The organism is Actinoplanes sp. NPDC023801 (assembly GCF_040639655.1).
In the GTDB taxonomy this organism is placed as follows: Bacteria; Actinomycetota; Actinomycetes; order Mycobacteriales; family Micromonosporaceae; genus Actinoplanes.
The window spans coordinates 129,136-151,996 of the sequence record NZ_JBFAAI010000009.1; the positions used below are offsets into that span (position 1 = coordinate 129,136).

A 22,861-nucleotide genomic window follows, 5' to 3' on the forward strand; every position below is an offset into this window, starting at 1 on the left:
CAGGCGTGAAACTCACGCAGAGCGGCGGCATCGCGATCCTCGACGAGGACCGTCTGGTGTTCAACGTCGAGATGCAGAAGATTGCCAACGGCGCCCGGTACAGCAACGTCGACGAGCTCGACGACCTGGCCGGCGTCTTGGACAGGTTCGACCTCAAGGTCGGCGACGTCGGCACGTGGGCGTTGGACGGCTGGGACGGCGCCGCCGACGGCCGCGTCAAGGTGCTCGCCGGCGGGATCCCGACCGAGGTCCTGGTCGCCTCCTACCGGGAGACCGACCGGGTGCCCGACCCAGGGCTGCCGGGCCACCGCGGCCGGATCGTGATCGGCGGCCAGGCACTGGACTATGACAGCTACGTCCACGTCGCCGGTCACCTGGCCTCGGCGTACTGCACCAGCCCGTTCGCGCGCCGCGGCGAGCCGTCGATGGTGCTGGTCTGGGACGGCGGCTGCTTCCCCCGGCTGTACTGCGTGGACGCCGACGGCCGGATCGAGGCCGGCGGCGAAGCGTTCCCGCTCATCGGCCACACCTACTCGATGACCTCGCAGTACTGGGGCCCGTTCAAGCGGCAGAACAAGTCCAGGAACGTCGACGACCTCTCGGTGGCCGGGAAGATGATGGCGTACATCGCCCTCGGCACCTCGCAGGAGCGGATCAAGCAGATTTTCCGCGAGGAGTTCTTCGAGTTCTTCGACGCCGACTCGCCGCGGGTGCGGGAGTACCGGCGCGCCATCATCGGGTGCGGCAGCACCGGTGAGCCGTCGCACGCCTACGTGCACCGGTTTCTCTCCGCCGTGCAGGCCCGCACCGCCGCGCTCGGGCTGCCCGACGAGGACGTGCTGGCGAGTGCCCACACGTTCCTCGAGGAACTGCTCATCGACCGGGTGACCCGGAAGATCCAGGCATGGAAGGGCGGCGGCGCCTGGAACCTGTGTTTCGCCGGCGGCTGTGCGCTGAACATCAAGTGGAACAGCGCCCTGCGCTCCCACCCGGCGATCAAGGCCATGTGGGTGCCGCCGTTCCCGGACGACTCCGGCGTCGCCATCGGCACGGCGTGCCTGGCCGCGGCCGGCGGCTCCGGGCTCCGGCCGATCACGTGGGGCGCCCGGCTGGGCCCGGCGCTCGAACCGACGCCGGACGTGCCGCGCGGCTGGAGCACGTCGCCGTGCACGCCGGAGGAACTGGCCCAGATCCTGCACACCACAGGCCGGCCCGTGGTCGTGCTGGACGGCCGTGCTGAACTGGGGCCCCGCGCCCTCGGCGGACGCAGCATCCTCGCACCGGCGGTCGAGGCGTCGATGAAGACGCTGCTGAACGACGTGAAGAATCGGGAGCATTACCGGCCGGTCGCGCCCATCTGCCTGGAAGAGCATGCCCGGACCGTCTTCGACCCGGGCACGCCGGACCCGTACATGCTGTTCGAACACTGGGTCCGTCCCGAGTGGATCGATCGCATCCCGGCCGTCATGCACCTGGACGGCACCGCACGGCTGCAGACCGTCAACGCGTCCGACGACCCGAACCTGTACGCCATCCTGCGCGAGTACTACCAGTGCAGCGGCATCCCGGTCCTGTGCAACACGAGCGCCAACTACAACGGCCGCAGCTTCTTCCCCGACGTCGCGTCGGCGATCGAGTGGGGCCGGCTCGACCTGGTGTGGAGCGAGGGCGTCCTGTACCGGCGGGAGGAGCCGGCATCCTGAGTCCCGCCGGGGGTCATGTGCCTGCCGGCGCGGCCGCTCTGCCGATCGCCCGGGCCGGCGCCGGCCCGGGCAAGGCGGCGGCTCGAACGTGCCCGTCCGATCACGCGGCGCGTCGATCCGCACATGCCCGGACGCGTCGGGTCAGCACGGTCTTGGACCGCCGGCCGTTACGCACGGTGTCGGTCCCGGTTTCTTTTTTTTGGCTCGCGCCGTCCATTGTCGTCGTCATTACGGCACCTTTCTCGCCGGGCCCCGGGCCTGGCGGGCCGGGCTGCGAACAACGAACAATCCACAGTCCGGTTGCTCCTCGCAGAGTGGAACGGCGGCGCCAAGGAGGTGCCGGAAACCCTCTCCCCGAATTGCCGGAGGATCAAGTGCAGGCCGCCTCAGGCGGGATGACGGATCCGCTCTCGAATACGGGAGCCACCGGCTTGTTCGACTGCTTTCCGATCGCAGTGCGAGAAATTACTGACGCAAAATCGATGATGGTACGGATCGGCCGTTCACCCGGAAGCGCTCCTCGAGGCGTTCCGCGCTTGTCTTGCTGGCGAGACAAGCGCAAGATTGAGTGAAGAGCGAACGGTCTCTCTGATCGTTTCAGACGCCGGGTATGACCGATCGTGAACGCTGACCTTCCTCCGCATCATATGATGTGCAGGCCGTCAGCTTGATTCTTCGGGAGAAATTGTGACGAATCCGTTCGAGGACGAAGACGGCGTTTATTTCGTGCTGGTAAACGACGAGAACCAGCATTCGCTGTGGCCCGTGTTCAGTTCGGTGCCAGCTGGTTGGACAGTGGTCCACGGTGAGGACACTCGCCAGAGTTGCCTCGATTATGTAGCCGCGAACTGGACTGACATGAGGCCGGCCAGTCTGATCCGGGAGATGGCCGATAATCCGCGCTAGAGAGGTGCGGACGGGGCGATCGGCAAGGATTTCCGCGCCCGTGGGACTGATAGGTGGCCGCCGCGCCGGGAGACCCCCGGCGCGGCGGTACGGTCAGGATCCGGTGACGGCGCGGCGCAGTATTCTTGCCGCCCAGGTCTCGATCGACTGCTCGTCGTGGCCCGCTGCTCTCTCGAACTTCGCCAGGTCTTCGGGCGAAAGTTTAAGGCTCAGCAGATGCGTTTCGGGCGCCAGCTTGGCGTCGACGGAGGTTGGTGTGGAGGCTCGCCGGGCAGCTACCGCGTCGGTTCTGCCGGCCGGTCCGTGATCGCCGGCGTCCAGCCGCGCCGGCTCGCCTTCCCGGGCGAGCATGCTGCTGCGGACCTCTCCGCGAAGCTTGTTCCTGCTCCAATGTTGTTCTTCCGCTTTCCGTAACCAGTAGTCCTGCTCGTGTTGCTGAAGTGCCACCACCTCGAGGTGGTGGCTGAAGCTCAAGCCCTGGCGCCTACGGGGCAGCGGGAACCTGCGGGCGACCCAGGTGTAGTTGCGCAGAGTCTGGTAGCTGAGCGACGTTCGCTTGATCGCTTCTTCGTAACGGTCGCGGAATGTGGATTCCCCGTAGACCAGCCAGTCGGCGATCCACCAGGTCGAGGAATCGGCGAAAGAGAAAAGCTTTGTGCCGAGCTGCTCCCATTTATAAAGGTTGGGATTGGCGGTGAACAGTAGGCCGGAAGCGTGGAATTGGACACCCGCGGCCATTGGTGAGCCGACACCGCCTGCAACTGCCCTGTGTGGCGTCGCAGACGAGGAAACCTTACGCATCGTTACCTCCCCGTAGAAGCTTCGATCGACGCCCATCATACCGATTGCTTAGCATCTGGCGAGGAAGCGTCATATTTGCGAAGACCGTGCCGTGCCTCGGTGGGCGGCGACGTGTTAGACGTGTTAACTGTGTTCTGGCCGTTCGGCCGTTGCGGCGAGCCGGGACCGGCAGTGCCCCTGGTGGCAGCCTGACGAAGACGCGTGTTGCTGATCGGGCGACTTCCTGCGGGACCCTCGTCGGCGGCTCGGCGCGCGGTCCATGTCTAGCCGGCGAGACATGGGCCGGCCCTGTTCGGTGACGGAAGCATGTGCGCGAGGTATTCGTCGGCCAAGCTTGAGTTGCGATCGACTGTCAGCAGCGGGTGGGGGCGAATGCGCCGGCCGGTTGATGGGCACGGTGCGGGAACGCCAATGGTCGTCAATGTATATGTAACTGAGGATGACAATGACGCGCCCGTGGAATGTAGCGAGCATTTGCAATAGCGTCGGCCTGTCGCTGCGGTGGACATTCGTGCGTCCGCCGACGCCGGAAACATTTTTCGAGTTCTCGTTTTCGCCCTATGGACATGACCGATCGGTGGGAGAGCCTCGTTGACTGGGATGCATCACGGAGAAGGGCGAGACCTGCCGGAGTCCGGTGGCGGCGGTCTTGCGGTCAAACGTCATTCCCGGGTGGTTCCCGTCACCGCCGCGCAGCGCAGGATGTATCTGTCCTCGATCCTGCGACCCAACGACACGGGCAATGTCTGGGGGACCGCCCTCGCCGTAGCCGGGGACCTGTCGACGACTCGGCTCGCGAGCGCGCTCAAGGTACTGCATCGCCGGCATGACGCGCTGCGCAGTGGATTCCTGATAGGCGACGGCGAGGTTCTCCAGGTGGTGCACGACGCGGCCGAAGGCGCCGCGCAACCCTTGATCGACGTCGTCGAGGCGCAGGGTGACTCGCCGGGCGCGCGCCGAGCGTGGGCGGACACCGAGGCCAGAAAGCTGCTCGAGGTTCCGTTCGACATAGAGTCGGGCCCCCTCTGGCGTACCCGCATGATCCGGATATCGCCCCGGCTGCATCTGGTGGTCTTCGTCTTCCACCACCTCGTCATCGACGAAATCACCATTCAGATCTTTGCCCAGGAGCTGCGCCTGGCCTACGCCGATCCGAACGCGCCGGCCCTCGCTGTGCCGGCCGTTCAATACGCCGACTTCCTGGGGGACAACGGCGCCCCGGTCGATCACACCGGCCTCGATTATTGGTGCGACAAACTGGCGGGTATCCGGCCACCGTGGTTGCCGGAGGACGGCCGGGCGGACCCGGACGAGGCCATCGTCGGCGAACTGCCGGTCACCGTGCCGGAGAATGCGGCGGCCGATTTCGCGGCTTTCTGCGCGGACCGTTCGGTCACCCCGTTCACCGGTCTGCTCGCCGTCTACTTCGTCGCACTGAAGCGCTGGGCGGGAGCGGGCGACATCACGGTCGGCTCGCCGGTCGTCAACCGCCCGCACTCGACCCTGTTCCGCACGATGGGGTTCTTCGCCAACACGGTGGCATTGCGCTGTCCGGCGGCGCCGAGCACGACGTTCGAGCAGTTTCTCGCCTCGGTGAGTGAGACGGTCCAGGACGCGCTCGACTACCAGGACGTGCCGTTCGACGCGGTGGTGGACGCGCTGGCCCCGCAGCGCGACGTCGACCGGAACCCGCTGTTCCAGGCGGCCATCTCCTACGGCTCGTTCGATTCCGACGAGGCGTGGGCGCTCGACGGGCTGGAGGTCGCACCGGTTCCGGAACTTGCCGAGATGGCCGGGCTCCAGTTCGACCTGATGCTCGACGTCCGGCCGTTCTCCGGCGAGCTGGTGACCACCCTGATCTACGACCGCCGCCGGTTCTCCGACGCGGCCATGCAGCAGTTCGGCGAGGCCTACGCCGGCCTGCTGCACTCGCTCACTCAGGCACCCGAGGCCCCGCTCGCCGGCATCCCGCTTCTCGACCGGGCCGGCCTGGCGCGTGTCCTGGCGCTCGGCGTGTCCGGCGAACCGCGGGCCGGCGGCCGCGCGGAGGCCACGTCGGGATGGGAGCTGTTCGCGCGGACCGCCGCGGCCGTGCCCGATCGGGACGCGGTCATAGCGGACGGGGAACGGCTCACCTTCGCCGAACTGGCGGACCGGGCCCGGCGGATGGCCGCGGGACTGCGGGCGCACGGTGTGCGTACGGGCACCGTGGTGGGCATCTGCCTGCCCCGGCGCGGTGACCTGATCGCCGCCATGCTCGCCACCTGGTGCGCCGGTGGCGCGTTCCTGCTGCTGGATCCGCAGGACCCGGTGCGGCGACACGGCACGCTGCTGCGGGAGGCCGGCGCCGCGCTGGTGATCGGCGAGGAATCCGTCGCCGGAACGCCGACGGTCCCGGCGGCCGCACTGACCGCCGGCGGGGTGGAACCCCCGAATGGCGAAGGCCTCGGTGGCCCGGCGGCTGCCCCTGCCTACGTTCTTTTCACCTCGAGCTCCACCGGGAAGCCGAAAGGCGTGGTGGCCGATCAGGCCGGTCTGGTCGCGCTCGCCACCACCCAGCTGGCACCGATGTACGCGCGGCTGCCCGAGGGCCGTCAGGTCAACGTCGGCGGGCTCAGCTCACTGACCTCCGGCGCCTTCGTCAACCAGTGCCTGGGCATGATCGCCTTCGGGCACCGGCTGCTGCTGCTCGGCGACCGGGAGCGCACCGACCCGCTGCGCCTGACCGGCCGCGGTTCGGACCCGGAAACCGCGATCGACGTGCTCGACTGCAGCAGCAGCGACACGGAGATCCTCGTCGAGGCGGGCCTGCTGGACGTGCCGTACCCGCCGAAGATCGTGTCGATCGGCGGGGAGGTGGCCTCCGGACACCTGTGGCGCCGTCTGCACGAGCAGTCCGGGCTGATCGCCTTCAACTCGTACGGCGTCACCGAGTGCACGGCCGAGCCGGCCCGGGTGGAGATCCGCCACCATCCACGCCCGGTGGCGGGCCGCGCGAACGACACCTCGCGGATCTACGTCGTCGACGACCAGTTGCGGCTGCTGCCGCCGTTGTTCGTCGGCGAGGTCTGCATCGGCGGGCCCGGCGTGGCCCAGGGGTACGCCGGCCGGCCCGCACACACCAGCGAGCGGTTCGTCGCCGACCCGTTCAGCCCGGTCCCCGGACAGCGCATGTACCGCACCGGCGACCGGGGGCGGTTACGTCCGGACGGGCAACTGGAGCTCTGGGGCCGGGCCGACGACCAGCTCAAGGTGCGCGGCGTGCGGATCGAGCCCGGTGAGCTGGAAGCCGTCCTCCGCACCCACCCCGATATCACCCGCGCCGCCGTCATCGCGACCGATCCGGGCACCCGCACGGCGCAGCTGGTGGCGTACGTCGTACCCGGCGAGGCGGACCGGGACGGGCTGACGTCGTCCGCGGTCCGGGAGTTCCTCCGTGGCAGTCTCCCCGCGGCCATGCTGCCGGACCGGGTGGAAGTACTCGAAGATCTCCCGATGACCCCCGCCGGCACACTGGACCGCAAGGCGCTCTCCGCCCTCCGGCCACCGAGCACCCGGCCGGACGCGGACCGTGGCGTCGTGGCGCCCGTGGATCCCCGAGCCGTACAGCTGTGCCAGATCGTGGCCGAGGTGGTCGGCGTGTCCGAGGTGGGCCTGGACGACAACTTCTTCCTGCTCGGCGGCAATTCGCTGCTCGCCATGCAGGTCACCAGCCGGGTGCGCGCGGTCCTGGGCCGGGAGCTGAACATCCGGACCATCTTCGAGGCCGAGTCGATGGGGGAGATGGCGGCTCAGCTTGCCGCCGCCCCCGCCACCGACCGCCCGGCCCGGCCCGCGCTGCGCCGCCGCGCGAGCTCGTGACGGTGGCTGCTTCCCGTGTCGACGCCGCCGGGCGCTTGGAGCCCGGCGGGCACACGTATCCGATGACCTAGCAGTACGGGGACGGTTCGGGCGCCTGGACAAGCCGATCCCGTCCCCGCCGGGAGGATGACAACGCAACGCCCGGCCCGGGCCACCGATCAGTGGGCCGGGCCGGGCGTTGCGTTGTCATCGGTGGCCGCGTGCCGCCGGCTCCAGCTCGGCCGTGATCTGGTCGATCATCGTGGTGACGCCGGCGGGGTCGAAGAAGTGCCCGCCGGAGACCACCGTCAGGCTGAACGCCGCCGAGGTCTCCCGCCGCCAGTCGCGCATGAACTCCGGCGGGGCCTGCGTGTCCTCCGCGCCGGCGAACGCACGCAGCGGCACCGCCAGTGGCGGCCCGGTCCGCGCGGGGCAGGTGCCGATGACGGTGAGGTCGGCGCGGACGACCGGCAGATACAGGTCCAGCAGCTCGTCGCTGTCGAAGATCGCCGCGGCGGTGCCGCCGAGCTCACGCAGGTAGGCGATCAGCCGCTCGTCCGGCTCGTCCCAGCCGCGCACCGGCAGGCCGAGGGAAGGCGCACAACTGCTCGCGGCGAACAGGTGCGAGGGCTGCCGCAGGCCGCGCTCACGCAGCACATGCGTCACCGCCAGGGCCACCCGGGCGCCCATGCTGAAACCGAAGCAGGCGTACGGCAGGTCCAGTTCCCCGGCCATCGCATCGGCGATGGCCTCGGCCAGCGGAGGCATCTCCAGGAAGGGTTTCTCCGCGAAGCGGTTCTCCCGGCCGGGCAGTTGCACGGCCACCACCTCGACGTACGGCGGCAGCCGCAACCGCCAGTCGCGGAACGAGGCCGCACTGCCACCGGCGTAGTGGAAGCAGAACAGGCGCAGCACCCCGGAACCGTCGGCCGAGCCGAAACGCCGGAACCACCTGGCATTCGTCCCGCGCAGTGATGGAGCAGTCATCTAGGCCCCGACACCCAGCCCGGCGACGAACAGTGCGAACAACTCGGGAGGTCCGTCGAGGAACCGGTAGTGCGTCCCGGGGAGCACATGGTGCTCGGTGTCTCCGCACCGCTTCCAGCCGTCCATGGTGTGGTGCTCGACCTCGCGGTCCTCGGTCCAGCCGATCGTCGTGATCGGCATGCTCAGCCGGGTCGGTTCAGGCACGACGTACCGCTTGTTGATCTCGATGTCGGACCGCATGATCTCCAACGCCAGGTCGAGCACGTCCGGGCTCGGCGTCCCGCCGCGTTGCTCGATCAGGATGCGCAACTCGGCGTCCAGCCCGTCGTCGTCGAGCTCCAGGAACCGGCCGGTCGGGCCGTCCTGCGGCGCCACCTGGGAGGAGGCGAACAGGTGCCCGGGAGCCGCCGTACCGTTTGCCTCGGCCTGCACGGCTGCCTGATAGGCCAGCAACGCCGAACCGCAGTGCCCGAAGAAGCCGTACGGCCGGTCCAGGTAGGGCGCCAGGTTGGCCACCATCTCCACGGCCAGTTCCTGGTTGGTGTCCGGCGTCTTCTCCCGCATCCGGTTCTCGCGTCCGGGCAGTTGCACCGGGACGATCTCCACCCCGCCCACATCGACCGGCCACGGCCGGTACATCGTTGCGCCGCAACCCGCGTACGGGATGCAGAACACCCGGGCGCCGGCCAGCGGATCGGGCCGGCGCAGTAGCCAGCGACTCATGCCGTTCGTGCCGTTCATGACGTTCTCCCGCCGGTGCGCCGCTTCGCGGTGATCGGAATGTGTTTGAAACCGGAGACGAAATTCGACTGCAGCCGTTGCGCCGGTCCGGCGGCCCGGAAGTCGTCGAATCGTTCGAACAACTCGTGGAACACGATGCGCAGGGTCAACCGGGCGAGGGAATGCCCGACGCAGTAGTGCGGCCCGGCCCCGAACGCGAGGTGTTTGTTGGGCTTGCGCCGCAGGTTGAAGACCTCGGGATCGGCGAACGCCTTCTCGTCCCGGTCGGCCGCGCCGAGCCACACCACCACCGCGTCGCCGGCGGCGATCGGGGTGTCACGCAGGACCACGTCGCGCTTGGCGTACCGCAGGAAGTGGTTGACCGGTGACGCCCACCGCAGTGCCTCCTCGGTGGCGGTCGCGTCGACCTCGGGGTGCGCGGCCCAGTCGGCGAGTACGTCGGTCTCGATGAACTCGGCCATGACGAAGTTCGGCGAATGCGGGGTGGTGACATTCGCCCCGAGAAGCAGGCTGTAACAGTTCGAGGTGATCTCGCCCGGGGACATGTGGCGGCCCTCGAAAGTCGTCTCGATGAGCACGCTGAGCAGGTCGTCACCGAGGTTGGCACGCCGCACCTCCACGAGATCCTGGAAGTAGGCGAAAAGCTCGCGGTGGGCGGCCTCGAGCGTGGCCGCCTTGCCGTCCGGGCCCTGATACTCCGGGTCGTCGGGAGCGATGCAGACGGTGGTCAACCGGCTCAGCCACGGCCAGTCCCGTCGCGGGACGCCCATCAGGGTGCCGCTGACGGCCATCGGAAGCGCCAGCATGGCGTCGGCGAAGTCGAAGACCCCGCCGTCGCCGAGCGGGTCGATCAGTTCGCCGAGCAGGCTGGTGATCATGTCGCGTTGCCGGTCGACGGCCCGCGCGATGAGCGCCTTCTGCAACCGGACGCGCATCTCGGTGTGCCGGGGCGGGTCGGTGACGGCCAGTTGACGTCCCCCGGCGGGGTCGTCGTACCCGAGCAGATCGACAAGTGTGCCGCGTTCGGAGGTGAAGACGGCCCAGTCGCGCAGGACGCGGTCGGCGTCGTCGTAGCCGACCACCGACCAGAATCCGTTCTCGCCGACCTGCTGCCAGTGCAACGTGTCCAGGGCGCGCAGGCGGCGCCAGGCCTCGGGGGCGTCCCCGTCGCTGTACAGCAGCGGATCGATGAGATCGACACCGCCGTGCTGGACCGGGCAGCCCGATGCTGGTACCGCCCGGATGGGGTCAGTCGTTGTCACGAGTGCTCTCCCGGCTGAGGTCGGCGATCCGAGCGGCCAGCTCGCCGATGGTCGGTCGCAGGTACAGGGTCCGGGCGGGTAGCTGGATCTCGAACTCCCGCCGCATGTGGCTGAGCAGTTCCGCGGCGAGCAGGGAATGCCCGCCCAGCTCGAAGAAGTCGTCCTCGACCCCGATCGGCTCCACGTTGAGCGCCTCGCCCCACAACTCCGTCAGGCGCTGTTCGAGGCGGTCGCGGGCCGGGACGTAGTCGTTGACCACCGAGCGTGCGATGGCGCTGCTGGCCGGCAACGCGCGGCGGTTCACCTTGCCGCTGCTCGTCAGCGGCAGCGCGTCGCGGACCAGGACGGCGGCGGGCAGCGAATACGCGGGCAGGGTGGTGGCCAGGTCGGCACGCAGGCGGGCCGCGAGATCGGCACGGTCCTGCGCCGCCGTACCGGGGGCCTCGACATAGGCGATGAGCCGGGCACTCCCCGAAGGCGCGCGCTGCACCACCACCGCCGCCAGCTGTACGTCCGGGTGAGCCAGCAGCTCCGCCTCGACGGCGCCCGGCTCCACCCGGTATCCGCGGATCTTGACCTGGCTGTCGCCCCGGCCGTGGAACAGCAGCGTGCCGTCGTCCGTCCAGCTGACCACGTCGCCGGTGCGGTACATGCGCCGGCCCGGCCGGTCGGCGAACGGGTCGGCGACGAAGCGTTCAGCGGAGGCCGCGGGGTCGCCGAGGTACCCGAGCGCGACACCGTCGCCGCCGGCCCACAGTTCGCCGCGTACCCCGACCGGGACCAGCCCCATCCGAGGGTCCAGGACGGCGACCGATGTCCCGGCGATCGGCCGGCCGATCGGCACCGGGTCGCCACCGGTCGGGCCGTCGGCAACCCAGCAGGTGGTGAACGTGGTGTTCTCGGTCGGGCCGTAACCGTTGGTGAAGGTCAGGTCCGGCTGGGTGGCCAGCAGCTGGTTCAGGTGCGCCGGAGAGATCACGTCGCCGCCGGCGATCAGCTGCCGGACGCCGGCCAGCGCCTGCGGCCGGGTGGCGACGACCTGGTGGAACAGCCCGGCGGTCAGCCACAGCACGCTGACCTTCTCGGCGGCCAGCGTGTCGGCGAGGGTGTCGAGGTCCATCGGCCCGGGCGGCAGCAGCGCCAGCCGCGCGCCGTGCACCAGGGGTGTCCACAGCTCGAGGGTGGAGGCGTCGAAGGCGAGCGGTGCCGCCTGCAGGAAGACGTCGCCGGGTACGGTGGCGAGCCAGTCCGGGTCCGCGACCAGGCGGCTGACCGCGCGGTGCGGCACCAGCACTCCCCGGGGCCGGCCGGTGGTGCCCGAGGTGAAGCAGACGTAGGCCGGCGATCCCGGATCGAGGACGGGAAGGGCCGCCGGCGTGGTCGCGTCCGCGGGGCCGTGGAACGGGATGGTCCGTATGTCGCCGGGAAGCTCGGCGGCCAGGTCCGGACCGGTCACCGCGACCCGCACCCCGGCGGTTGTCAACAGCTGACGTATCCGTTCGGCCGGATCGTCGAGGTCCACGGCCAGATACGCGCCACCGGCACGCAGCACGCCGAGCAGGGCGACCACTGCCTCGGGGCCGCGGGGCAGGGCGACGGCGACGACCGAGCCGGTGCGCACCCCCGCCGCCAGCAGCCGGGTGGCCAGGGCGCCCGACCGGTCCATCAGCTGGCGATAGGTGACGTGACCGGAGCCCGAGCCGAGCGCGACGGCGTCCGGCGTCGATGCGGCCCGCTCGGCGATCAGTACCGGTACCGGCCGCAGTTCCTTCGCCGGTGCGCCGGCCATGAAGCCGCGTACTCGTGCCGCGTCGGCGCCGGTCAGCAGGTCGAGCCGGCTCAGCCGCAGGCCCGGTTGGGTGGCCGCGTGCCGGGCCTGTCTGGCGAGGGGCGTGTCACCGGCCGGCCGTACGGTCCGTGCCGCCCCCACCGGTGCGGTGTCCGGGCCGGTGGCCAGGATCTCCACGTGCACCGATCCGGCGTCACCGTAGTATTCCGGTTCCGGAGGCGCCGCGTCCCACTCCCGCCCGGCCCGCTCGCCCAGTGCGGCGAGTGTGGGGTCGCCGGAGACGTCGAGTTCCAGCGGTCCACGGATCCCGTCCGCGTCCCGGTACAGGACGCTGATCCGCTCGTCGCCGGTCCGCCGGTGGATCGCCGCGGCCACTGCCGCAATCGTCAGGGCCTCGCGTCCGAACAGCGCGCCGGTGCTGGGTCCGCTCACGGGTTGATTCTCCTTTGCGTCGAACGGCCGTGCCAAAGGCGGGAATCGGCTCTCGGGCATTCGGGCGGCAACGCGGTCCATTGTTGTCTGCCGTGACCGGCCAGCGCATGGCCGCGGCACACGGAACGGATCCGGTCTCGTCGGAATCCGGGTACGGAATACGACGGATGGCATGGTGTGGCCGAGGTCGGCCGATCGGCGTTCCGCCTGGTGATCGGACAGCCGAGCCAATGGTGGGTAATGCGCGCCGCCTCGTCCGCTTCGGAGGCTTTCCCCATCAGTCCTGAAATCTTCCGGCGGCGCCTGCCCGTGTCTAGCCGGCGAGACATGAACGGGCCCTGTGCTGCTGTGGAACCGTGCCGGCGGGACATCTTCCGGCCACGATCGACCATGCTGAGCGCGAAACCGTGAACGACCGGACCGGGGACGCCAGGGATGCGGGTGCGGGCGGGGAGCCACCTATGATCAGGTGGTGTCGATGTGATTGATCTCAGGACACCGCCGCCGGAAAACCATTCCCCGCGAATTTCTGATGTCGGCTGGCCGCGACGTGCAGTCCGGGAAATTGCAGTTGAAGGAGACCCTGTGTCCAGGCTCGATGTGTCCAAGATTCTGGAGAAGAATGCCGCCGAGCGGGCCAAGAGACTGCGTCCGGACGGCAGCGAACAATACGTACGGCTCAGTGGCGAGTTCGCTCACATGGGGCGGGATCCGTTCGCCGATCGGGTGGAGCGCGAGCCGCGCCGCGACCACGTCACGTTCGCCTTCATCGGCGGGGGCTTCGCCGGCTTGATGACCGGTGCCTATCTCAAGGAGGCGGGGGTCACCGACGTCCGGATCATCGACACCGGCGGCGACTTCGGGGGCACCTGGTACTGGAACCGGTACCCGGGCGTGCAGTGCGACATCGCGTCCCTGGTCTACCTGCCGTTGCTGGAGGAGACCGGGTATGTGCCCTCGGAGTGGTACGCGCACGGCCCGGAGATCCTCGAACACTGTCAGCGCATCGCGAAGCAGTACGACCTGTACGAGAACGCGCTGCTGCACACCGGGGTGACCGACCTGCGATGGGATGACACCACCCGGCTGTGGACGGTGTGCACCGACCGCGGGGACGAGTTCACCGCGCAGTTCGTGGGCTGGGGACTCGGCCACCTGTCCGTGCCCAAGCTCCCCGGCATCCCGGGCATCCCGAGCTTCGCCGGCCACTCCTTCCACGCCAGCCGGTGGGACTACGCCTACACCGGCGACCCCGCCGGCGGACCGCTGGACGGGCTGCGCGACAAGCGGGTGGCGATCATCGGGACCGGCGCCACCGCGGTGCAGTGCGTCCCGCATCTGGCCACCGCATGCCAGGAACTGTTCGTCTTCCAGCGCACGCCGTCGGTGGTCGAGGTCCGCAACAACCGCCCGATCGACCCGGAATGGTTCGCGCGGATCGCCACGCCGGGCTGGCAGCAGCGGTGGCTCGACAACCACGCGGCCAACATGACCGCCGCCGAACAACCGGCCGAGGACCTGATCAACGACAGCTGGACCACCCTGGCCAAGCGCATGCGCATCGACCAGCAGGCTGCCGTCGACGAGGCGGACGTCGCCCGGATGAGTGCGGTCAATGCCACGTTGTCCCAGGTGTACACGAATCTCGCCACGATGAACGACATTCACGCCCGGATCGACGAGATGGTCGAGGACCCGCGGACCGCGGAGCTGCTCAAGCCCTGGTACCACCTGCCGTGCAAGCGGATCACCTTCCATGACGAGTACCTGGCCGCGTTCAACGTGCCGACGGTGCACCTGATCGACACCGACGGCCAGGGGGTCGAACGGATCACGCCACGCGGCGTCGTGGTGGCCGGCACCGAGTACCCGGTGGACTGCATCGTCTATGCGTCGGGGTTCGAGGTCGGCACCACGCCCACCGGGCGGGCCGGCTTCGACCCGGCCGGCCGGGACGGCAAGCGGCTGTCCGAACACTGGGCCGACGGCATCCGCACCCTGCACGGCATCCACGTGCACGGGTTCCCCAACGCCTTCCTCGTCCAGCCGAGCACGGGCGGGATGCGGACCTCCAACCTCACCCACACCCTGTCGGAGGCGGCCAAGTCCGTCGCGGCCGTCGTGGCGCACGCGGTCGGCGCGGGCGCCGAGGTGGTCGAGGTGACCCGGCACGCCGAGGACGCCTGGATGGGACAGGTGGGCGCCAACGAAGGCTGGCTGGCGTTCCTGGGCGCCGACTGCACGCCCGGCTACTTCAACAACGAGGGCGGCGACATCGGCGCGTATTCCCTGTTCGAAACGGTGACGACCTTCGACGCTCTGGGGTTCTTCGAGCATCTCCAGCAGTGGCGGGCCACCGGGGACTTCGCCGGTCTCGCGTTCACCCGCCCCGGCACGTGAAGCCGGCCGGTACGTGAACCCGGCCGGCCCGGCCTGGCCGAACCATCGCCCACGGATCGCCGCTCACCGCGATGAAAACAGTGAGGAAACTGCATGATTCCGTTGTCGTTCGCGCAGTTGCGGCTGTGGATCGTCGGCCAGATGGCGGGGCCGAGCGCAACCTACAACGTGCCGCTGATGGTCCGGTTGACCGGGCCGCTGCACCGGGAGGCGCTGGAACAGGCGCTCCGTGACGTGGTGGGCCGGCACGAAAGCCTGCGGACGGTCTTCCCGGTCGTCGCCGGTGAACCGGTGCAGCGGATCGTGCCCGCCGGGCAGGCGGTGCTCCCGGTGACCTGGGCCGACGCCACCGAGGATGCGCTCGCGGGACTGCTGTCCGAGGCCGCCGGACACGTGTTCGACCTGGTCGCGGACATTCCGGTACGGGCCTGGGGCTTCTCGCTGGCTGACGACGAGCACGTGCTGGTGGTGCTGATGCATCACATCGCCAGTGACGGCTGGTCGTTCGGCCCGCTCGGCAGGGACCTCACCACCGCGTACGCGGCGCGCGTGGCCGGAACCGAGCCCGGATGGGACGAGCTTCCGGTGCAGTACGCCGACTACACGCTGTGGCAGCGGGAGCTGCTCGGCGGCGAGGACGATCCGGGCAGTCTGTTCGCCCAGCAGTCGGTGTTCTGGCGCCGGGCGCTGGCGGGGCTGCCGGAGGAGCTGAACCTGCCGTTCGACCGGCCCCGCCCGGCGGTGGCCAGCCACCGGGGTGCCCAGGTGCCGCTGACCTTCGACGCGGAACTGCACGCGCGCATCGAGGAACTGACCCGGCTGGCCGGGGTGACCACCTTCATGGTGATCCAGGCCGGGCTGGGAGTGCTGCTGTCCCGCCTGGGCGCCGGGACCGACATCCCGGTCGGTACGCCGGTGGCCGGGCGCACCGACGAAGCGCTCAACGACCTGGTCGGGTTCTTCGTCAACACGCTGGTACTGCGCACCGACGTCTCGGGCGATCCGACGTTCCGCGAACTGCTGCTGCGCATCCGCGACACCGATCTGGAGGCGTTGGAGAACCAGGACATGCCGTTCGACCGGCTGGTGGAGATCCTGGACCCGCCCCGCTCACTGGCCCGCCACCCACTGGTCCAGGTGATGGTGGCCTTCGACGCCGACGGCGGAAGCTCCTTCGACCTGACCGGCCTGCGCGTCGAGCGGCTGGAGATCCCGCCGTCGGACACCGCCAAGTTCGACCTGAACATCGAACTCCGCGAACGGTACGGGCACGACGGCCGGCCCGCCGGGATCGACGGGCTCATCGAGTACGCCACCGACCTGTTCGACCACGGCACGGCACAGGCGCTGGCCGACCGGCTCACCCGGCTGATCGAGCAGCTGGTCCTCGACCCGGACCGGTCCATCGGCCACGCGCGGGTGCTGACCGGCCGGGAACGCGAGCAGCTGCTGGCCGGGTACACCGGCGGTACCCGGAGACCCGGGACCACGTTGCCGGCGCTGTTCGAGGCTCAGGTCCGGCGTACCCCCGGCACGGTGGCGGTGACGTGCGGTCCGGACGCGCTGTCGTATGCGGAGGTGAACGCGCGCGCCAACCGGCTGGCCCGGCTGCTCACCGAACGGGGCGCCGGTCCCGAGCGGGAGGTCGCGCTGGTGCTGCCCCCGTCGCTGGACAGCGTCGTCGCGGTGCTGGCGGTGCTCAAGACCGGAGCGGCCTGCCTGGCGGTGGACGCCACGCTGCCGGCCAGGCGGATCACCATGATGCTCGACGACGCCGCACCGGTCGTGACGATCGCCGGGTCCGGGACCGCCGTCGCGGGGCGGACCTGCCTGATGCTCGACGATCACGACACAATGGGCGCCCTCGCGGTGCAGCCGGCCGCGGACCTCACCGACGCCGAGCGCGTCTCACCGCTGCTGCCGGAGCATCCGGCGTACGTCATCCCCACCTCCGGTACACACGGCGAGCCGGCCGTCCAGATCACCCACGGCAACGGGGCGAGCCTGCTGGACAGCGCACGGGACGTGGCCGGGTTCGGCCCCGGCGACGTGTGGACGATGCTGCACTCTCCGGCGTCCGGCCTCTCGATCTGGGAGCTGTGCGGACCGCTGCTCCACGGCGGTCGCCTCGTCGTCGTCGCCCGGGACGTCGCCCGGTCACCGGAGAAGCTGCTCGATCTGCTGGCCGCGGAGCAGGTGACGATGCTCAGCCAGACGCCGTCGGCGTTCTCCGCCCTCCCCGGCGCCGGCCGCCGCGACGACGCCCCGGACCTCGCCCTGCGCACGATCGTCCTCGGTGAGGGCGCACTGCCGCCGGAAGTGGTGCAGCAGTGGCACGCCGCGCACCCGCGCAGCCGTGCGCGGCTGGTCCACCTGTACGGCACCACCGAGACCACCGTCCACACCACCGCCCTGGAGCTCGGCGCCGGTCCCGTGGATGCCTGGCCGGGGCGCAGCCCGATCGGCACGGCGCTGCCCGGGCAGGCCGTCTTCGTACTGGATCCCGGCCTGCGGCTGGTGCCCCCGGGGGTCGTCGGGGAGCTGTACGTGGCGGGCACCGGACCGGCGCGGGGGTACCGCGACCGTCCGGACCTCACGGCGCAGCGATTCGTGGCGTGCCCGTTCGGCGCGCCCGGCGAACGGATGTACCGCACCGGCGACCTCGGCCGGTGGCGGGCCGACGGCAGCCTGGAACATCTCGGGCGGGCCGACGACCAGGTGAACATCGGCGGGTGGCGGGTCGAGCCCCGTGTGGTCGAGACGGTCCTGGCCCGCCACGACGGCGTCGCACAGGTCGCGGTGGTCGCCCGCGCCGACCACGCCGGAGTCCGTCGCCTGATGGGCTACCTGGTGCCCGCGCCCGGCCAAGGTCCTGACCTGCCGGCACAGGTCCGCCGGTACGCCACCGAACTGCTCCCCGAGCACCTCGTCCCGGCCGCAATCGTGGTTGTGGACGAGCTGCCGACGACCGTCGACGGCATCCTGGACCGGCGCGCGTTGCAGGCCCCCGAGCCGGTCGGCGCCGCCGCCTACCGGGCCCCGGCCACCGTCCGCGAAGAGATCCTGTGCGCTGCCTTCGCAGAGGTGCTGGGCCTGCCCCGGGTCGGCGTGGACGACGACTTCTTCGAACGCGGCGGGCACTCCCTGCTCGCGACCCGGCTGGTCGCCCGGATCCAGAGCCTGCTCGGTGTCGACCTGACCATCCGCACACTGTTCGAGGCCTCCACCGTCGCCGTCCTGGCCGGAGCGCTCGACTCGGCCGGCCCGTCGCGTCCGGCGCTGGTGGCCGGCCCGCGTCCGGAGCCGATGCCGCTGTCCTTCGCGCAGCAGCGGCTGTGGTTCCTCGGCGAACTGGAGGGGCCGAACGCGACATACAACATCCCGATCGTGGTCGGGCTGCGCGGCACGCTCGACGAAGCGGCGCTCGCCGCGGCGGTACGCGACGTCCTCGCGCGCCACGAGGTGCTGCGCACCTACTTCCCGTCCGCCGAGGGCCGGCCACATCTGCGGGTGGCACCGGTCGACGACCTCGGCGCCGCGTTCACGATGGTGCCCGCCGGCAAGGTAGGACCGGCCGGAACGGCCGCGGCGGTGGCCGCGGCCGCCGGCCACCGCTTCGACCTGTCGGCCGAGGTGCCGTTCCGGGTCTGGGTGTTCGAGTCGGGCGCGGGGGAGTACCTGCTGGTGCTCAACGTGCACCACATCGCCGGTGACGGCTGGTCGATGGCGCCGCTCGCGCGGGACCTGTCGATGGCGTATGCGGCGCGGCGCGGCGGCCGGGAACCGGGATGGGCGCCGCTGCCGGTGCAGTACGCCGACTACACGCTCTGGCAACGGGAACTGCTCGGCGCGGCGGACGACCCGGAGAGCGTGCTGAGCCGGCAGCTGGCCTACTGGCGCCGGGCGCTGGCCGGCGTGCCGCAGGAGCTGACGCTGCCGGTGGACCGCGTCCGCCCGGCGGTGGCCTCCCACCAGGGTGCCGGCGTGCCGGTGCGGGTCCCCGCCACCTTGCACGCCCAGGTCGCCGACCTGGCCCGGGGCGAGGGCGTGACGATGTTCATGGTGCTGCAGGCCGCACTGGCCGTGCTGCTGTCCCGCCTCGGAGCCGGCCACGACGTCCCGATCGGGACGCCGGCGGCCGGGCGCGCCGACACGGCACTCGACGACCTCGTCGGGTTCTTCATCAACACCCTGGTGGTGCGCACCGACCTGTCCGGCGGCCCGTCGTTCCGGGAGCTGCTCGCCCGGGTGCGGGAGACGGCGATCGACGCGTTCGCGCACCAGGAGGTGCCGTTCGAGCGCCTGGTCGAGGAGTTGGCGCCGGCTCGCTCGATGGCACGCCACCCGCTGTTCCAGGTGCTGCTCGCCGTGCAGAACAACGAGGACCCGATCCTCGAGCTGCCCGGCCTGACGGTGGAGTTCCTGCCCGACGTCGACCCGCCGGCGAAGTTCGACCTGGAGATCGACCTGCATGAGTGCTTCGACGAGCACGGACGGCCCGCCGGGATCACCGGCAACCTCCTGTACGCCGTCGACCTGTTCGACCGTGGCAGCGCCGAGCAGCTCGCCGAACGCTTCCTGCGCGTCCTCAGCGCCGTGACCGCCGCGCCGGACCAGCGGGCCGATCAGGTCCCGGTGCTCTCGCCGGCCGAGCGGGAGCGGATGGTGCACGACTGGAACGACACCGCCCGTGACATCGCGCCCACGACCCTGCCCGCACTCTTCGAGGCCCAGGCCGCCCGCGTCCCGGAAGCCACCGCGGTGGTATTCGGCGACGTCACGCTGACCTACCGCGAGCTCAACCACCGCGCGAACCAGCTCGCCCACCACCTGATCGGCACCGGCGTCGGCCCGGAGGACGTGGTGGCCCTGGCGCTGCCCCGGTCGGTCGAGCTGATCGTGGCGATGCTCGGCGTGGTGAAGGCGGGCGCGGCGTACCTGCCGATCGACACCGGCTACCCGATGGACCGGATGCGGTTCATGATCGAGGACGCGAAGCCGGCGTACGTAATAACGCTGCGGTCGACCGCCGCCCGGCTGCCCGCCGGCGCGCCCCTGCTGGTGCTCGACGATCCGGCCACACGCCAGGAGCTGACCACGAATCCCGCGTGGACCCGTGACCCGGGCGACGCCCACCGCCTCCGCCCGCTCGATCCGGCGCACCCCGCGTACGTCATCTACACCTCCGGCTCCACCGGAACCCCCAAGGGCGTGGTGATGCCGCACCGCGGGATCACCAACTTCATCACCGTGCACCGCGAGTCGGTCTTCGCCGCCGCCGGGCCGGCGCGCGAGCGGCCGCTGCGGGTCGCGCTGACCACCTCGATCTCCTTCGACGCGGTCTGGGATCAGCTGTCGAGCCTGATGGAGGGCTACGAACTGCACGTGATGAGCGCCGAGGTGCTCGCCGACCTCAGCCTCCTCGGCGCCTGGCTGGACGAGCACGACGTCGACTTCCTGGAGCTGACGCCCTCGCACATGGCCGCCGCCGTGTCCGGCGGCCTGTTCGGCCACGGCCGTCGCCGCCCGGCCCTGCTCGTGGTCGGGGGTGAGGTGGTGCCCGATCCGCTGTGGGAGTGGCTCGGGGCGCTCGGCCCGGACACCCACAGCTTCAGCTTCTACGGACCCACCGAATGCACGGTCTACCAGACGTTCGCGCAGCCGCGGACCTCGCCGCGGCCGGTCCTCGGCAACCCCACGTTCAACATGCGGGTGTACGTCCTCGACACCGGCCTCCAGCCGGTCGCGCCCGGTGTCACCGGCGAGTTGTACGTCGCGGGCCCGGGCCTGGCCCGGGGCTATCTCGAGCGTGCCGGACTGACCGCGGAGCGGTTCGTGGCCTGCCCGTTCGGTGCCCCCGGCGAACGGATGTACCGGACCGGGGACCTGGCACGCCGGCGTCCCGACGGGGCCCTCGAGTTCGCCGGCCGGGCCGACGACCAGGTGAAGATCCGAGGGTTCCGGATCGAGATCGGCGAGGTCGAAGCGGTGCTGGCCGGCTGTCCCGGAGTCGCCCGGTCGGCGGTCGCGGTCCGGGAGGACATCCCCGGCGACAAGCGGCTGATCGGGTACGTGGTGCCCGCTCCCGGCCAGGACCCGGAACAGCTCGCCCTCCTGCCCGGCGCGGTGCGGCGGCATGTCGCGGCGCTGCTGCCGGAGTACATGGTGCCGGCCGCCGTCGTGGCCCTGGAACGGTTGCCGCTGACCGCCAACGGCAAACTGGACCGCAAGGCGCTGCCGGCCCCGAACTTCGCGGCCACCTCGACGCACCGGGCGCCGGCCACGGCCCGCGAGGAGACGCTGTGCGCCGCGTTCGCCGAGGTCCTCGGCCTGGCCGAAGTCGGTGTCGACGACAACTTCTTCGATCTCGGCGGCCACTCGCTGCTCGCGACGCGTCTGGTGGCGCGCATCCGCGTCCTGCTCGGCGTCGAGCTGACCATCCGCGCGTTGTTCGAGGCGCCCACCGCCGCGGCGCTGGCCGGGGTACTGGATCAGGCGCGGCCCCCGCGTCCGCCGCTGGTGGCCGGGGTACGTCCCGAGCCGCTGCCGTTGTCGTACGCCCAGCAGCAGTTGTGGATCGTCGGTCAGCTGGCCGGGCCGAGCGCCACGTACAACGTGCCGCTGGCGTTGCGGCTGTCCGGGCCGCTCGACCGGGCGGCGCTGGACCAGGCCTTCCGCGATGTGGTCGGGCGGCACGAGAGTCTGCGGACGATTTTCCCGGTCGTCGGCGGCGAAGCGGTCCAGCGGGTCGTGCCGGCCGGCGAGGTCGATCTGCCGCTGGCGTGGGCCGAGATCCCGGCGGGCCGGGTGATGGAGTCGGTGGCCGACGCCGCGGGGTACGTGTTCGATCTGGCCTCCGAGGTTCCGGTACGGGTACGCGGCTTCGTGGTGGGCCCGGACGAGCACGTGCTCGTGCTGCTGGTGCACCACATCGCCTGCGACGGCTGGTCGGTCGCGCCGTTCAGCCGCGACCTGGTGACCGCCTATACGGCGCGGGCGGCCGGGACGGCGCCGGCCTGGGCGCCACTTCCGGTCCAGTACGCCGATTACACGCTGTGGCAGCGGGAGCTGCTGGGAGCCGAGGACGATCCGGGCAGCGTGATCGCCCGGCAGGCGGGGGTCTGGCGTACCGCGCTGGCGGGTGCGCCCGAGGAGCTGGCGTTGTCGTTCGCCCGGCCGCGTCCCGCGGTGGCCAGCCGGCGCGGCGCCGAGGTGCCCGTGGCGATCGGGCCGCACCTGCACGCCCGGGTCGAGGAACTGGCCCGGCTGGCCGGCGTGACCCCGTTCATGGTGGTCCAGGCAGCGCTGGCGGTGCTCCTGAGCAGGCTGGGCGGCGGCCCGGACGTCCCGCTGGGCACGGTGGTCGGCGGGCGCAGCGACGAGGCGCTCAACGACCTGGTCGGATTCCTGGTCAACACGCTCGTGCTGCGGACCGACGTGTCCGGGGATCCGTCGGTCCGGCAACTGCTGGCCCGGATCCGCGAGACGGACCTGGCGGCGTTCGAGAACCAAGACCTGCCCTTCGAACGGCTGGTGGAGATCCTGGCCCCGCCGCGCGTTGCCGGCCGGCACCCGCTGTTCCAGGTGATGTTGTCGTTCAACTCCAATGCCGCGGCCTCCTTCGAGCTGCCCGGCCTGCGGGTCGAGGAGCTGGAGCTGGCGGCGCTGGAAACGGCCAAGTTCGACCTGACCTTCCTGCTGGGCGGGCGGTACCGGCCGGACGGGAGCCCGGCCGGCATCGAGGGGATCATCGCGTACGCCACCGACCTGTTCGACCACGACACGGTCCAGGCGCTGGCCGGGCAGCTCGACAGCGTGCTGGAACAACTGACCACCGACCCCGGCCAGCCGATCGGCAAGATCGACGTACAGCAACCGGTCGCCACGCACGCGCAGACCGGCCGGAGGACGAGCCCGGCCGGGCCTCGTCCCGGCAAACGGCGGAAATTGTCCACCTCTGACGTTTCGTCAGAATCGCCCACCCGTGGATAGGACCACTT

Annotated in this window: 10 protein-coding genes; 5 read left to right on the forward strand and 5 right to left on the reverse strand. The window is 70.7% G+C overall.

Annotation, left to right across the window (positions count from 1 at the left end):
• Positions 1 to 5 precede the first annotated feature (5 nt).
• Both AB0G04_RS18585 and AB0G04_RS18590 read left to right on the forward strand, forming a co-directional pair.
• Positions 6 to 1,703 carry a carbamoyltransferase N-terminal domain-containing protein gene (locus AB0G04_RS18585; RefSeq protein ID WP_360983584.1) on the forward strand — a complete coding sequence of 566 codons (1,698 nt, stop codon included), beginning with the start codon at positions 6 to 8 and terminating at the stop codon, positions 1,701 to 1,703.
• 684 nt (positions 1,704 to 2,387) lie between these two features.
• Positions 2,388 to 2,609: an MbtH family protein gene (locus AB0G04_RS18590; protein WP_360983970.1), complete on the forward strand. Its 222-nt coding sequence runs from the start codon at positions 2,388 to 2,390 to the stop codon at positions 2,607 to 2,609.
• A 93-nt stretch (positions 2,610 to 2,702) separates the two neighbouring features.
• On the opposite strand, the gene AB0G04_RS18595 is transcribed toward AB0G04_RS18590, so the two are convergent.
• Entirely contained in the window at positions 2,703 to 3,449 is a 747-nt protein-coding gene (locus tag AB0G04_RS18595; RefSeq protein ID WP_360983587.1) for an LmbU family transcriptional regulator, read from the reverse strand.
• Positions 3,450 to 4,082: 633 nt separating this feature from the next.
• Between AB0G04_RS18595 and AB0G04_RS18600 the strand changes: the two genes are divergently transcribed.
• Complete coding sequence (locus AB0G04_RS18600) at positions 4,083 to 7,271, forward strand: condensation domain-containing protein (protein WP_360983590.1); 3,189 nt, start codon at positions 4,083 to 4,085, stop codon at positions 7,269 to 7,271.
• 186 nt (positions 7,272 to 7,457) lie between these two features.
• Here AB0G04_RS18600 and AB0G04_RS18605 read toward each other — a convergent pair whose 3' ends face one another.
• The 4 genes from AB0G04_RS18605 to AB0G04_RS18620 are packed head-to-tail and all read right to left on the reverse strand — an operon-like array spanning position 7,458 to position 12,461.
• Positions 7,458 to 8,237: a thioesterase domain-containing protein gene (locus tag AB0G04_RS18605; protein WP_360983593.1), complete on the reverse strand. Its 780-nt coding sequence runs from the start codon at positions 8,235 to 8,237 to the stop codon at positions 7,458 to 7,460.
• Positions 8,238 to 8,978, reverse strand: coding sequence for a thioesterase domain-containing protein (locus tag AB0G04_RS18610; protein WP_360983596.1), 741 nt, complete (start codon positions 8,976 to 8,978; stop codon positions 8,238 to 8,240).
• Positions 8,975 to 10,240: a cytochrome P450 gene (locus tag AB0G04_RS18615; RefSeq protein WP_360983600.1), complete on the reverse strand. Its 1,266-nt coding sequence runs from the start codon at positions 10,238 to 10,240 to the stop codon at positions 8,975 to 8,977. The genes AB0G04_RS18610 and AB0G04_RS18615 overlap by 4 nt, the downstream gene beginning before the upstream one ends.
• Positions 10,227 to 12,461 carry a non-ribosomal peptide synthetase gene (locus AB0G04_RS18620; RefSeq protein ID WP_360983604.1) on the reverse strand — a complete coding sequence of 745 codons (2,235 nt, stop codon included), beginning with the start codon at positions 12,459 to 12,461 and terminating at the stop codon, positions 10,227 to 10,229. The genes AB0G04_RS18615 and AB0G04_RS18620 overlap by 14 nt, the downstream gene beginning before the upstream one ends.
• Before the next feature lie 585 nt (positions 12,462 to 13,046).
• Between AB0G04_RS18620 and AB0G04_RS18625 the strand changes: the two genes are divergently transcribed.
• Together AB0G04_RS18625 and AB0G04_RS18630 are read left to right on the forward strand one after the other, a co-directional pair.
• A complete protein-coding gene (locus AB0G04_RS18625; RefSeq protein ID WP_360983607.1) occupies positions 13,047 to 14,861 on the forward strand; it encodes an NAD(P)/FAD-dependent oxidoreductase in 1,815 nt (604 codons plus the stop codon).
• A 93-nt stretch (positions 14,862 to 14,954) separates the two neighbouring features.
• On the forward strand, positions 14,955 to 22,853 hold the full coding sequence (locus AB0G04_RS18630) for an amino acid adenylation domain-containing protein (RefSeq protein WP_360983610.1): 7,899 nt from the start codon (positions 14,955 to 14,957) through the stop codon (positions 22,851 to 22,853).
• Positions 22,854 to 22,861: the final 8 nt, after the last annotated feature.

Excerpts from the sequence above, each read along its gene's own strand:
- AB0G04_RS18595 (WP_360983587.1), bottom strand. The coding sequence starts at position 3,449 with ATGATGGGCGTCGATCGAAGCTTCTACGGGGAGGTAACGATGCGTAAG.
- AB0G04_RS18605 (WP_360983593.1), bottom strand. The coding sequence starts at position 8,237 with ATGACTGCTCCATCACTGCGCGGGACGAATGCCAGGTGGTTCCGGCGT.
- AB0G04_RS18610 (WP_360983596.1), bottom strand. The coding sequence starts at position 8,978 with ATGAACGGCACGAACGGCATGAGTCGCTGGCTACTGCGCCGGCCCGAT.
- AB0G04_RS18630 (WP_360983610.1), top strand. The coding sequence starts at position 14,955 with ATGATTCCGTTGTCGTTCGCGCAGTTGCGGCTGTGGATCGTCGGCCAG.